This window comes from Shewanella sp. 2_MG-2023, from assembly GCF_030548905.1.
Classification (GTDB): Bacteria; Pseudomonadota; Gammaproteobacteria; order Enterobacterales; family Shewanellaceae; genus Shewanella; species Shewanella electrodiphila.
In genome coordinates, this window is record NZ_JAUOSO010000022.1 from 1 (window position 1) to 14,869 (window position 14,869).

Annotated in this window: 8 protein-coding genes; 3 read left to right on the top strand and 5 right to left on the bottom strand. The window is 40.1% G+C overall.

Annotated features, from left to right (window positions below; genetic code table 11):
• Positions 1–678 precede the first annotated feature (678 nt).
• Positions 679–1,128: a hypothetical protein gene (locus Q4600_RS18445; RefSeq protein WP_102527101.1), complete on the top strand. Its 450-nt coding sequence runs from the start codon at positions 679–681 to the stop codon at positions 1,126–1,128.
• A 664-nt stretch (positions 1,129–1,792) separates the two neighbouring features.
• On the opposite strand, the gene hrpA is transcribed toward Q4600_RS18445, so the two are convergent.
• The 3 genes from hrpA to Q4600_RS18460 form a co-directional block, all read right to left on the bottom strand.
• The gene (hrpA, locus tag Q4600_RS18450; RefSeq protein WP_303517423.1) at positions 1,793–5,668 is read right to left on the bottom strand and encodes an ATP-dependent RNA helicase HrpA; all 3,876 of its coding nucleotides are present in this window, start codon (positions 5,666–5,668) and stop codon (positions 1,793–1,795) included.
• Between the two features lie 97 nt (positions 5,669–5,765).
• The gene (locus tag Q4600_RS18455) at positions 5,766–6,182 is read right to left on the bottom strand and encodes a CBS domain-containing protein (RefSeq protein WP_102527104.1); all 417 of its coding nucleotides are present in this window, start codon (positions 6,180–6,182) and stop codon (positions 5,766–5,768) included.
• Between the two features lie 270 nt (positions 6,183–6,452).
• The gene (locus Q4600_RS18460) at positions 6,453–7,448 is read right to left on the bottom strand and encodes an isoaspartyl peptidase/L-asparaginase family protein (RefSeq protein WP_229370000.1); all 996 of its coding nucleotides are present in this window, start codon (positions 7,446–7,448) and stop codon (positions 6,453–6,455) included.
• A 166-nt stretch (positions 7,449–7,614) separates the two neighbouring features.
• Here Q4600_RS18460 and Q4600_RS18465 point away from each other — a divergent pair, with 166 nt between their 5' ends.
• On the top strand, positions 7,615–9,465 hold the full coding sequence (locus tag Q4600_RS18465; RefSeq protein WP_303517424.1) for an autotransporter assembly complex family protein: 1,851 nt from the start codon (positions 7,615–7,617) through the stop codon (positions 9,463–9,465).
• Positions 9,465–13,466, top strand: a complete 4,002-nt coding sequence (locus Q4600_RS18470) for a translocation/assembly module TamB domain-containing protein (RefSeq protein WP_303517425.1) — start codon at positions 9,465–9,467, stop codon at positions 13,464–13,466. Before Q4600_RS18465 ends, Q4600_RS18470 begins: the two co-directional genes overlap by 1 nt.
• A gap of 170 nt (positions 13,467–13,636) precedes the next feature.
• Here the strand turns inward: Q4600_RS18470 and rplY are convergent, their stop codons facing one another.
• Both rplY and Q4600_RS18480 read right to left on the bottom strand, forming a co-directional pair.
• Positions 13,637–13,924, bottom strand: coding sequence for a 50S ribosomal protein L25 (gene rplY, locus Q4600_RS18475; protein WP_102527108.1), 288 nt, complete (start codon positions 13,922–13,924; stop codon positions 13,637–13,639).
• A 311-nt stretch (positions 13,925–14,235) separates the two neighbouring features.
• A complete protein-coding gene (locus Q4600_RS18480; RefSeq protein WP_229369973.1) occupies positions 14,236–14,784 on the bottom strand; it encodes a DUF882 domain-containing protein in 549 nt (182 codons plus the stop codon).
• Positions 14,785–14,869: the final 85 nt, after the last annotated feature.

Genomic DNA, 14,869 nt, shown 5'->3' on the forward strand with positions numbered 1-14,869 from the left:
ATAGAGAATAGAGAATAGAGAATAGAGAATAGAGAATAGAGAATAGAGAATAGAGAATAGAGAATAGAGAATAGAGAGCTAACCTATTATGCAATTCACCAAATTGATTCTCATCTTAATAAACCACTTTCAATTCAAAAGAACACTTCTCATTCCTACAAAGCAACTGTCATTTCAATAAGCTTTTATCAACAAATAGGCATTCAGCCGCAGAGTTTGGGTAAAAAAAGTTTCATCATACTTGGGATAAATATCACGTTATTAAACTGAGTTAATAATGGTATTTCAGAAAGTAGTTTTAATATAATTGCAAGGGAAAAAGAGGATAAAAAAGAAGAAATATTGAGATAATCTTAAAAACTTACACAAGTAAACTGAAGGGTGTTATTTTTTAACCACCCCTTAAACTTGTTAAATATTATAACCTTACAAACACGGCCAATAGTATTCAACAAAGTTGTCCACAGATTTTGTGGATAACCCAAAGTTATCCACCAAACTTTATCAGCAAGTCAGGAATGGATAATAATACTTATTTTATAACTACTCTTAAGGTATGACATATCTGCTTTTATCAGTCAAGATATTTATACAAAATTTGCAAAATCTAGTTTGAAACTTGTTTCTAGCTTCTGAAATAGCGATACTGACTTATCACGTAGAAACAGCAATAAAATCATGCATAAATATTTTGTCATCTTCAGCTTATTACTCATAACGGCTTGCTCTCCAGCAGAAGACAGTCAACAAGGCAGATTAGAAAAAGCCTTAAGTCCTGAACAGGTCTCCATTGGTTTTTTTACTGCAATCTATGTTGAGCGTGATATAGAGAAAGCCAAAGTCTATGTAAGCCAAGAACTCAAAGATATCATGTCTCATTACCATATCGCTTCTGCGGTACAGCGGCATGTACTCGGTTTGTCTATGACTGACGTCAATATGAGTATTGATGATATCGACATCGACTTCTTTCGAAAATTCACCGACGAGGTTGATGTAAAGGTAAAGATGGAGGGTTTACGTGGTGGTAGCCCTTGGGTAGATGACCGCACCATTAAGCTGGTAAAAAATGGCAAACGTTGGACGATAGTTGAAGTATTAACTGAGAAAGGTCGTATAGACCTATAACATGCACTAGCTTTCATATCGCGTTACTGTGACAACAAGAAGCATTAATAAATGTCATTATTTAGAAATCGTCACAGATAGAACACCGAAGGTTTTAACTGTAAACAATCAAATTTTAAGCATAAAAAAAGCAGCTAGGCTGCTTTTTTTATGCTTGAGAAAGAGCTAATAGTATTAGTTCAATCTACTTATTCTTCATCAGTAGGTAGTGACTCTAGAACGTCATCTTTTACTTGATAATAAGCATTTTCGTATTCATGAACTTCCATAGTAACTCCTATCAACCTAAGGTCGTTTTGTAGGGGGTAAGGAATGTCTATTATTTAGGGGGTGACATTTTCCTTTACAGAGAAGCAGTAGCCATCATTACTTCTTGGTTCTGATTATACCAAGCATATAGTTCCAATCCCACCAATAATTACAAAAAACTTTCAGAAATGTATGTTCAATTTGTAAATAACTCGTTTTATAGTGCTTTTTAGTAGGGTAAAACTGTAAGTCTTACAAAAAGGATCACGAAAGCAGCATACTTATGTCACATTCAATCATCTCACCACACAATCTACTAACAACAGGTCTTTTTGTTTAAGATAATAAAAAGCGAATAATAGCGTACAGACTATTACTCGCTTAATTATCATTTAGGTGATAAATCTCTGAGTCGTTAAACTTGATTTATGTGCATCACAATCCGTTTTTCTGAAATAGGATAAGCTGTGCCAAGGACTTGGGCGAAACAAGATACGCGGTACTCTTCTATCATCCAACGAGCTTCTAATAAAGACTCAGGAATTGGCTGCATTTTAGGTACTTTAGCCAGCTGCGCTTTAAGCAAGTCGTCCACTTTAGCAATGCTTTGCATGTGCAATCTATCACGAGTAGGATCAACGGGTAACTTATCTAAGCGGTTTTCAATCGCCTTTAAGTAACGAGCGACATCGGCTAATCGACTCCAGCCACAGTGCTCAACAAAGCCTTTAAATACCAATTTATCCAGCTGGTTATTAATATCACTCATTGCAAAAGCAATATCTAAACTGATCTTGCCTTTTAAACGCTTTTTAATCCGCTGATAAATCGTCAATACTTGCTCAACTTGCAGTGAAATTTGCTCTGCATAGCCGTTTAGCTCTTGTCTAACCCAATCTTTAGCTTGTTCAAATTGCGCTTCATTTCGAACATCTAATTTTTTCTCATCAAGTAGCTGCTGCACCGATGCAGAAATAATGTCGTCAATCAGCAATTGCACTTGCCCGAATGGATTGAAATACATCGCAAGTTTAGCTTTATTTGGCAGCGCCTTTTGTAAATGCTTAACAGGAGACGGTATATTGATCAGTAATAAGCGGCGTAAACCAATACGATGTTGACGCTCAGCTTCAAATTCATCATCAAACAACTTAATTGATACTTGGCTTTTCTCGTCAATTAAAGCCGGATAAGCTTTAACTTCATAATTACCTTTACGTTTTTGATATTGCTTAGGTAAATCACCAAATGACCAAGTGGTTATCTCTTTCTTTTCAATACCATCTTCAGCCACGTTACGAATCGCTTTTGCCACAACGCCTTGTAATTTATCTTTAAGGCTGTCTAAATCGCGCCCTTGATCCACAAGGCGATGCTTATCATCCTCAACTTTGAAGTTAACGGCTAAATGAGCGTTTAACTGAGTTAAATCGAAATCATCACCGCTGATACGAGTACCTGTCATACGAAGTAACTGCTTACACATCGCATCAAGCAAAGGCATCGAAAACGGCTCCATTGCTTGTACACATGCGCGGGCATAATCTGGTGCGGGTACGAAATTACGGCGTAGATTTTTCGGTAGTGACTTAATCAATGCGACAACTTTTTCTTCTCTAAGCCCTGGTACTAACCAATCAAAATCATCAGTGTCGATTTGGTTGATTAACGCCACCGGAATATGCACTGACACACCGTCATCAACAGCTGCTGGCTCAAAGTGATAACTCACTTGTAGCCCTAAATTGGCTTTGTGCCACACTTCAGGGAAATCCAATGCTGAAATATGATCTGCACTGCGCTGCATTAATAAATCTTGATTGAAATCTAATAACTCAGGGTTTTGCTTACGGGCTTCTTTCCACCACTTAAAGAATAATGGCGCGTTATAAATACCCTGCGGGACTAATGGATCATAAAAGTCCACCAACACTTGCTCATCAACCAAGATATCGCGGCGACGAGACTTATGCTCTAGAGACTCGATATCATTCAGCAGTTGCTGATTCTTGATAAAGAAAGGTTCTTTAGTCTGTAATTGCCCTTCAGCTAATGCACTGCGAATAAATATTTCACGTGATTCCACAGGATCGATTGGGCCATATTGCACTCTGCGGCGATTCACCACTGTCAGCCCATAAAGCACTTGATTTTCAAAGGCGATAACACTGGCTGGTTTGGCCTCAAAATGAGGTTCTAAATGGTTTTTCTTAATGAGATGCGCCGCTAATGGTTCTAACCATTCTGGCTGAATTTTGGCGCAGCAACGAGCGAAAAGGCGAGACGTTTCGGTCATTTCAGCCGCCATAATCCACTTTGGCCCTTTTTTCGCCAAAGGAGAACCAGGGAATACAAAGAACTTACGATTACGCGCGCCTAAATATTCGTTATTCGCATCTTTAAAACCAATGTGGCTTAACAAACCTGATAATAAGGCTTTGTGCAGGTCGTCATAGCTAGCAGGAGTATCATTTAAACGCCACTTTAAATCATGAACCGCTTGTTTTATTTGAGTGTATAAATCCTGCCATTCACGTACACGCAAATAGGCTAGGTACTCTTCACGACATTGTTTTCTAAACTGGCTTGCTGATAGCTCGTGTTTTTGATCTTTAATATGATCCCAAAGGTTCACCCAACTGACAAAATCTGAGTCCTTGTCGGCATAACGGCGATGACACTCATCGGCGGCTTGCTTCTTTTCAATCGGTCTTTCGCGCGGATCTTGAATCGATAAACCTGAAGCAATCACCATTACCTCATGTAAACAATTCATATCTTTAGCTTCAAGCACCATACGTGCTAAGCGAGGATCTAACGGTATTTTCGCTAAATTACGCCCCAGATTAGTCAATACTAAATCTTTGCGCTTTTGCTTAACGGCTTGCAACTCTTCTAGAAGTAAAAAACCATCACGAATATGTTTTTGTTCTGGCGGCTGAATAAATGGGAAACCAGCAATATCTCCTAAGCCAATCGCGAGCATTTGCAAAATAACTGAAGCAAGATTGGTTCGCAAAATTTCAGGATCGGTAAATTCAGGACGTTGAATAAAGTCAGTTTCATCGTACAGACGAATACAAATACCTGGACCAACACGACCACAACGCCCCTGTCGCTGATTAGCACTGGCTTGTGAAATCGGCTCAATTGGTAAACGTTGTACCTTGGTACGATAGCTATAACGGCTAATTCGGGCGGTACCTGGGTCAATCACATAGCGAATACCCGGCACGGTTAATGACGTTTCGGCGACGTTAGTTGCTAATACAATACGACGGCCTATGTGACTCTTAAAGACTTTTGATTGCTCGCCATAAGACAGACGCGCATAGAGCGGTAAAATTTCAGTATCGCGATATTTCTGCTTACGCAGCATTTCAGTGGTGTCACGAATTTCTCGCTCACCATTCATGAAAATCAAAATATCGCCAGGGCCTTCAGCAATCAACTCGTCAACCGCTGAGAAAATGCCATCACTGACATCTAAGTCAGCATCGGTATCGCGCACCAATGGACGATATCGGGTTTCTACAGGGAATGTACGGCCCGAGACTTCAATGACGGGCGCATTATTGAAGTGTTTTGAAAAACGTTCGACATCAATAGTTGCCGAAGTAATAATCACTTTTAAGTCGGGACGTTTTTTAAGAACTTGTTTTAGATACCCTAAAATAAAATCAATGTTTAAGCTACGCTCATGGGCTTCATCGATAATAATCGCATCGTACTGATTTAAGAATTTATCTGAGGTCAATTCTGCAAGCAAAATACCGTCAGTCATCAGTTTAACGTAGCTATCTTGACTAATAGAATCAGCAAAACGCACCTTAAAGCCAACAACCTCACCTAGCGGACTATTAATTTCTTCAGCAACGCGATTAGCGACGCTGCGGGCAGCAAGACGCCTAGGTTGGGTATGACCAATTAATCCACGGGTACCTAAGCCCAGCTCTAAACATATTTTTGGTAACTGGGTTGTTTTACCTGAGCCTGTTTCACCCGCAACAATCACCACTTGGTTATTGGCTATCGCATCGGCAATATCGCCGCGTTTTTGTGAAACAGGTAACGCATCTGGATAGGTCACTGCAGGGCTATTTTTAAGCCTTAACTGCGCCTTTTCATAAGCTTGAGTCGCTTGCTCGGTTAACTTTGCTAAGACTTGATCTTTCTTTTCAGACTGAGGCTCTTTATTTAATTGATACAAACGACGACGAATTCTTGCTGCATCGGTTTGATAACAAGAGTTTAGGTATGCTTTAGAGAGCGGGTGTTGGTCCGAATTCAAATCTAATTCCTAGCAAGTATTTCAAAAACTGCGATCCTAGCAAGGAACTAGACTGAATGGTATTAGTTTAAAAAAAACAGCGGCGTAAATACTTAGATTATGCAGGCGTTAAGTAACATTGCTGCATATAGATATTCATTGCTTTGAGTACATCGGTACGATTAATGGTACCGATAACTTTCGAGCCTTGTACTACAGGATAAATTTTCGGTTTAGCACCAAGCATTTGTTCTGCTAACTGTAAAATACTGCCATCAGGTGATGCGGTTAATACATCTGTCTTCATACAATCTTTCACTGTTTCTGTCATATCGCAGTGATAGCTACTTTTAAGCATCACAGATAAACAATCTTGCTGTGATAAAAAGCCCACCAAGGCGCCGTCATTATCAACCACTGCAGCACCTGCTTTATTCTTGCCTAATAAATGTTCCACCGCCGTAGCCAGTGACATATTGGCTTTTAATAAAACTGGCTGACGATCCATATATTCTGAGATTTTGATTGAATCCATAGTGATACCCCTTAAACCTTTACTTGCGCAAGCTACATGAGTTAACAACAAAAGCTAACAACACGCTCTAGTATTATTTTTAGTCTTCATATTGATTGTAGTCAAAATCCTAATAAAGCGATGATTGAATTAATAGATTGTGATATTCGATTAAACCTTTCTTTAACTAAAGCATCTTTGAATGGACAATAAAAAAGCACCAGATAATCTGATGCTTTTTCATTTAGCTAAGCCCAATCCATTCTAACCATTAACGACAGTATGGGCTCATTACTGGTCACGCCAAATCATAATGTTAGCTTGTTCGCCACTTTTTCGAGTCGCGCGGTACATGCCTTCGGTATTGAATGGCGTGGCAATATTACCGCGATGGTCAATAGCAATAACCCCGCCTGTTCCACCAGCAGTGATTAAGCGTTGGTTTATCACTTCATCAGCGGCTTGAATAATCGATTTTTGTTGGTATTTCACTTTAGCGCAAATATCACCTGCCACTTGGTAACGGATGAAATATTCACCATGTCCTGTGGCTGATACTGCACAAACACCATTTTCAGCATAGGTGCCAGCACCAATAACAGGGGCATCACCAATTCGGCCATAGCGTTTGTTTGTCATTCCCCCTGTTGAGGTACCTGCGCTAATGTTGCCTTGTTTATCTAATGCCACAGCGCCCACGGTGCCCACTTTGTATTCTGTGTCTAATTGTTGGTGCGCCGCTTGGTAATCAGCACTACTCTTGGCTTCGGCCATTTTAGCTTTAGCTCGCTGTAATCCTTCATAGCGTTTTTGAGTATTAAAGGTTTCATTAGCAACTAATGGCACTCCTTGGGTTAAAGCAAACTCTTCAGCACCTTGGCCGTACAACATAACGTGCACAGATTCATCCATAACTAATCTTGCCAAATCAATAGGATTTTTTATGTGCTTAACGCCCGCAACTGCGCCTGCATTCATGGTATTACCGTCCATGATAGACGCATCCATTTCATGCTCTTCATTATGGGTATAAACCGCACCTTTACCTGCATTGAAATACGGTGAATCTTCAAGCACATTAATGGCTGTTGTGACTGCTGTAAGGCTTGAACCACCCTTTTCTAGTACCGTGTAGCCAGCATCTACTGCCTCTTTTAATTTGGCACGATAGGCTTGTTCTTGTTCTGGCGTAAAACTGGATTTTTTGATCGTACCAGCCCCACCATGAATGGCTAATGCAAATGGCTTGTCATTATTAGCAAAAGATATACTGGAAAAAAGTGTCATTGAAATAGCGAAAGCGAGCGTTATTGTTTTCATTTTAAGCAAGTCCTTGATCGGTTTGTATCTTTGTAACCATTTCAGGCGGTAATTTCAATCATAACCTTGCCTGTTAGCAGTATTCTGGCGACAATAGGTTATAAGTAATTGGCCGTTGATAAGCATTCATTCATTGTTATCCAAATCGTTTAAGTATTGCCTAGTCATTTGCGTTGCTCTCGTTTCGATAGCATCGAATTTCGCTTGGGCAAAAGATGATTGGCTAAATATCAAATTAACAGGTGCCTCTGACAAGCTTAACAAGAATATTCGAGCTCATCTGGGTGAAAGCCCCAACTCTGCAGTACAACGCCGTGCCTTCTTATTTACCGTCGAAGACAATGTTAATGCCGCTTTAGAATCGATGGGGCATTATCACGCAAAAGTCGATATTGAAGTAACCGAAGCAGAAAAAGGCCCGTGGACATTAAATGTGTCGATTGATGAGGGCAAACCTACCATCATTGAATGGATAGACATAAAGTTCAGTGATGAGATGCTCGATGACAGCAGTTTTAATCGATGGATGAACCAGCTGACAATCAAACCTGGCGATGTATTAAATCATGGTGTTTACTCTGAGCTTAAATCTCAACTGGTTACCTTAGCGCTAGCTCGCGGCTATTTTGATGGTTCATTCACACGCTCAGACATTGAAGTCAATCGAGATTTGAATACCGCACGGATCCACCTCTATTTTGAATCAGGTAAACGCTATTCAATTGGTAATGTCGAATTTTCAGGTCAAACCGTTAACGACGATATTTTAGAAAATCTTATCCCGTTTGCTCCCCATGCCAAATATTCAACTCAGCGGCTAAATCGTTTAAATCGAAACCTGATTGATACAGGGTATTTCGCTGGCATTAAAGTCTTACCGCAACTTGATGGAATGTCGAATACTGAAATACCTATTAAAGTAGAATTAAGCCCGCGCCCGACACATTCATTTGAAGTGGGTTTAGGTGCTGACATTGGTAATAACGCCGAGAAATCTTCGATTGATCCAAGAGTACGACTCACTTGGCGTATGCCGCAGATTAACAGCTATGGACATACTCAAGAAACCACCATGGAGTGGTCACCGGATAAACCTAAATTCTTAACCACCTACACTATTCCATTGACTCATCCTTTAGATGACCAACTGAAATTTCGAGTGGGTTTATTACGAGATAAATACGGGGTAACACAGGACTATAATCCTGATGACCGTAGTTACGATTACACGGGCCAGCTTGAGTCAGAAAAACGTTTAATAGGGGTGATCAGACAACAGAGGTTAGATAATGATTGGTTGTTTGGCTACTCGGTAGAATTTAACCAAGAGTTTTATAACCAGTCCGACACCGATTATGATCCAAAGTTTTTATTATTTGGCATCGGGATTGGTAAAACCACTCGAGGCGATAATACACTCGACCCTAAATCTGGTTTCAGGCAGGTCTACAGTATTGAATACGGTAACTCAAGTTTAGGCTCAGAAATTAATTTGACTAAAATTGAAGCTAAATTTAAGTGGATTGACACTTTTTTTGACCGTCACCGCATTGTCACTCGACTCGATATGGGTGCAAATATCGCTGATTCTGATGAGATTGCTCAAATTTCACCTTCTTTGCGATATTTTGCAGGTGGCGACCAAACCATTCGTGGTTATGGTTACCAAGAACTTGGTCCTTACATCGAATATATCAACTCTGAAGGCGGTGTATCACGTCAGGTTGTAGGTGGACGTTATCTCGTGGTGGGTAGTTTAGAATACCAGTACTATTTAACAGATACATGGCGAGTCGGCACTTTTGTTGATGCGGGTAATGCATTTGATACAGAGCAGTTTGAACCTGTTGTGTCAGTCGGCGGCGGGATCCATTGGATTTCACCTATTGGTCCGATCAAATTGGACGTCGGTGTCGGCCTAAAAGAAACCACCACGATTGATCGTTCTTGGCGAATTCACTTAACAATGGGGACAGATCTATAATGACTGAAAAATCTTCCCCAACGGCAGACAATACACGTTCAACGAATGGGACAATTCCTGCGGCGACACCGCCAAAGTCAGCTTTAAAAAGATGCTGGAGTGCTTTTAAACTGTCCACGCGTCTTTTTATCTACATTCCTTTACTGATACTTATCATTGTAGCCGTCTTACTTGGCACCTCTATCGGCGCTCGGATTAGTGTTTTGCTTGCCAATCAATTTGTTCCTAATCTTGAATTGGATATTCGTTCGGGCACCATTAACAAACACCTCGAGTTTGATTATGCCAGTTGGTCAATGAATGGGGTATCCGTTGAAGTTGAAGATTTATCTTTATCCTGGGTACCTACTTGTTTGTTCAATAAACAAATTTGTGTCGACAGCTTAACAGCGAGCAAGGTCAATGTACGTGTTGCAACCGATGAATTTGATGAAACACCTGAAGCTCCTGAAGCACCTGAAGCACAATCAATTGATGCTGAACGTCTTAATGCTGTCAACATTACACAAGACGATAATCAGCAAAGCGTAAATGTACAAAACTTAGATGCAAGTGTAATTGATGCAGCACTTAATACTGATGAAACTGATGAGCCCTCACCTCTTATTTTGCCAGTGATCATCGGACTTAACCAATTGGACTTGAATAACGTCAAAGTCAGTGTCAATGATATGCGTTACAACGCTGGACGTCTGCAGGGCAAAGCACTGTGGAATAAAAGCGGCCTTCGTGTCAGTTACCTTCACAGCCAAGATTTATTGGTAGATATTCCACTTGGCTCTGATGAGACTGATATTGATGCCAAATCTGAGCAAAATAATGCGACAGACAAGCAGGATATAGAAGAATGGGCAATGGCAAATTTGCCGGCTGTTTACATGACCTTCCCTATCTATGTTGATGAATTAACGACCACAGATAGTGTGATGCTTTTAGGCGAACGTGAAGATACTTTTGCTCATATTGCCTTAAAAGGTAGCTACGTAGAATACTTAATCGATATTCAACAGTTAGCAGTTACTCACCAATATGGCGATGCAAAACTGATTGGCGATATCAGTTTAAATGATGATTACCCGATGACAATTGATGCTCAGTTCTCACTCAACAATGTCACAGAGCTTCCTGAGTTATCCAATCAAACCTTAAGCATTCAAGCTGAAAATGGCTTCGATGATTTAGCCGTAAAAGCCTCAGCATCTGGTGATATCAATATCGACTTTGAGGGTACTATTGCCTTAAGTCGTCCTGAAATGAATTATCAATTAGAAATAGCAAAGGCAGATCTGCAGTGGCCATTGGATAAGCCTGACTATTTTGCCAAGATTGATAAGTTAACCAGTAAAGGCGATATCAACAGTCAATCAGCCATATTTGACGCCGAATTATTAAGCCCTTTTCATCCACTACTGGATGTGAACGCCAACATTAGTTTTGAAAGTGAACAACTCTTTATTTCAAGCATTAATATCCTATCTGATGCAGGTAACATCAAAGGTAATGGTTTACTTAACTTCAAAGATGAATTTAGCTGGCAAGCAGAACTTGAAACTGAAACCTTACAATTAGAGAAAATCAGTTATCTATACGAACTCACCGAGTTGACCAGTAACATCAATGGTCAATTATCATCTGCGGGCACCATTGCTGATGAAACATGGCACATTGAAATCGCTGATGCCGCGCTCGATGGCTCGTTAAATGCGTTTCCATTAACTGTCAGTGGCAATATTGAGTTAAATGAGCAACTGGCGGTCAATGCCGATAACTTACATGCAACCGCACTAGGTGCTGAGCTTATTATTAATGGTCAAGCCAATAAAATTTGGGATGTCGACGCAGAGCTTACTGTGCCCGACCTTAGCCAGTGGTTGCCCCAATCTACTGGCGGCATTTACGCAAAAATTGATGTGACTGGTGATGATCAACAACCGATTGTCGATATCACAGGTAAGGTGTTTGATTTTGAATACCTAGATATGGAAGTTGAACTGTTAAATCTTAATGCTCACTACTTACCGTTAAGCCAGCATCAATTTAAACTTAATATCACTAATGACCAGTTTACTTGGCAAGAAATCGATTTATCACAGCTGCTAATCAACGCATCAGGAAACCTAAATCAACAACACCTTGAGTTTTCTACCGCTGGTGAATTCGCTATCAATACCATTATCGATAATAAATTCGATGAGAATAGCCAAGTATTTGATGCACAGATAAAGTCTTTATCAGTCACTCACTTTTTAGGTACATGGGCCACTGATAGAATTGTGGAGGTTATGTGGGATCAAAAAAATGGCCAAGGTAGCGTCAATCCTTTTTGTATTAACCACCCCAACAATCACTTATGCATAGAAACTCCTGCGACGTTTGGCAAAATGGGGGATATTCAATTAACTGCTCAAGGTACGCCAGGGTTACTATTAAAGCCTATATTGCCCACTAAATTCTCTTGGACTGGGGATTCAGATATTTCAGTCTCAGCAACTTGGTCTGAGACAGAAAAGCTTCAAGCAAATGCTGATATCAATTTTTCAGAAGGTCAACTTGAGCTTAGGCGCACCAGCAAAGATTTTATCAATTTACACTACGATATTATACAACTCACCGCATCGCTAAACGAACAAGTACTGCAAGCAAAACTTATTGTAGAGGCTGAAGAAATTGCCACTATCAACAGCCAAGTTACCGTCAACACAGATCCAAGTCGGGCATTAAAAGGCAATATTAATGTTGATGCATTAAACCTATCTCACTTACAAGGTTTTTTCCCAAAACTTGAAACACTCGAAGGGATATTTGCCGCTGACTTATCACTTGAAGGCAACCTTGAAAAGCCAATGGCTAAAGGCAGTATTTCATTATCTAAAGGTGCTATTGCAACCACCAGTAATCCAACGCTTATTAATGATATAAATCTCGCCATGGCGTTAAAAGGGCAAAAAGGCTTGCTTGATGGCAGTGTAGCGATGGGAGACGGCCAAGCACAAATCAATGGCACTTTATCTTGGCCTCAAGGCAGTTTCAGCGGTGACATTGATATTAACGGCGACAAACTGGCTGTTATCGAGCCGCCTATTGCTATTTTACAAGTATCCCCAGATATCAATCTCAAATTCAATAAAGAACAACTTGCTGTAACCGGTAAAGTTGACATTCCAACGGGTGAAATCGCCGTTGTGCAGCTTGCTGAAGGTGGTGTGGCGGTGTCATCTGACGTCGTATTTAAAGACTCTATCTCTGAACAAGAGCAAAGGGTTAGCCCTTATGCCATCGTCTCAGATTTAAACATTAACCTTGGCCCAGAAGTATCCATTGACGGTATGGGGCTTAGCGGAAAACTAAACGGAACCATATTGTTGCAACAACAAGCTTTTAAACCACCTTTACTGTTTGGGGACATTAGAGTTAGCCGAGGTACTTATAAGTTTATGGGGCAAACCTTAACCATAAGCACAGGTGATGTGCAGTTCTCAGGCCCTACTGAAGTGCCTAACTTAAATATTGAAGCGGTTCGTGAAATAAAAGAGGAAGATCTCACTGCAGGTGTCAGAGTCACAGGTACTGCAATGCGCCCTATCGTGACGTTATTTTCGAGCCCAGCTAAAGAACAAGCGGAAATTTTATCTTACATCGTGACTGGCGCTGGGTTTGGCAGTTCTACTAATGAACAAAACAGTGCTTTGATGATGGGAGCTGCACTGACATTAGGTTCGCAGTTTGGTGGTGGAGCAATCAATAACATTGGCTCTACTGCGACAGGCTTAATTGAAAAGTTTGGTTTTTCTAATGTTCAGCTCGATGCAAACGATGAGGGCCGCGTTGCAATTAGTGGTTATATTGGCGAAGACTTAATGGTGAAGTATGGTATCGGGGTATTTAACCCAGGTTACGAAATGACCGTACGATATTACATATTGTCGCAATTGTACTTAGAAACGGTATCGGGCACATTGAACCAATCACTCGATATTTATTATAGCTTCAACGTCGATTAGCGTCAGTTTGCTATTCTCTATTCTCTATTCTCTATTCTCTATTCTCTATTCTCTATTCTCTATTCTCATAATTAGAACTTTAATATTTAATCCCTTTACCATTAATTTTCTCAGTAAAATTCAGACATAAAAAAAGCGCCGTTAGGCGCTTTTTTCATTCAAATTAACGATTAAGCAAATTTGAAGTCAATATGTTCAACTAAAGTTTTGAACGCGTGGCGTTGCATAGCTTGAACACGTACTTTAACTTCTTTACCATCGATAACTAGAGTTAAATCTGTGTTGTAGAAATCGTCATTCAATTGAATGTTTACGATATCTTTTTGAGCCATTTTGATTGAGATAGGCTCTTTACCTGGACCGTAGATTACAGCAGGAACTAAATTCGCATGACGTAGGCGGCGGCTCGAACCTTTCCCGATTTCAGTACGGATTTCAGCTTGAATAGTGTAAGACATGTGTTTCTCACTTAATAAAAAAAATAAATTGATGTTGTTATTTTCGACCAATAACAACTCGTGCTTGTTTAATACATATGCTGGTTACACAAAAGTTGGTATTTGAACCAAATCGATTGATTAAACTAAAGCTAATTAAACCAAAGCGCGCGGATTCTAACACAGCTCATTAAGCTCAACAAGTTATTAGCATTGATTTCATACCATTCGCTCTGTTCATTAAGCGTAAAAAACGCATAGTTGCATGACTAAAAGCTACTTTACTTAACACTTGAACCAATACTTTGATTATTAATGACAGAAATGAAATTTTACCAACTTCTGACCGGGCCACAATCCACATGGATAAAACCAGAACGAGGATAATAACCTACACCGCCGAGTTCTAAAGAACGTGCAGCATCACGTAATGTTTTAAGCTCTACTCCAGGGATGGCAAGATCCATCGCCATGCCTTTCATATGATAGCTTTTTTTAGCCACTCCGTTACTTTTCGAAGCTAACATATTGTTAGTCACCGGAGAACGATAGCCTGAGATAACATGCACTTCATCAGTGTTGCCAATGGTTTGTTGTAAATTATAAACAAACTCATAAAGACGTTTATCCATAGGAGCTGATTGGTTTTGACGATGATCACGAAGTACTTTACTAAATAAAGATAAAGTCTCCTGGTTGTATTCGCCTTCAGCCCAGAACTGTCCTTGTTCGCGCTCGCCAGTGTGACGATTATAAAAACTCAACTCCCTAAAACCTTGGGTTGAACGACTTGCTTGAGCTGGGGTTGAAAACATTGATGCAACTGCAACACCACTTAAACCTAACAATACTTGCCGACGGGCAGGACAAACTAAAGACATTAACTCACCACTTTCTAATAATATAAACCTGTGTGTTTTTTACACAACTGAAAGGGAAGTTAAACGGAAAGGAAGGCAATAGCAA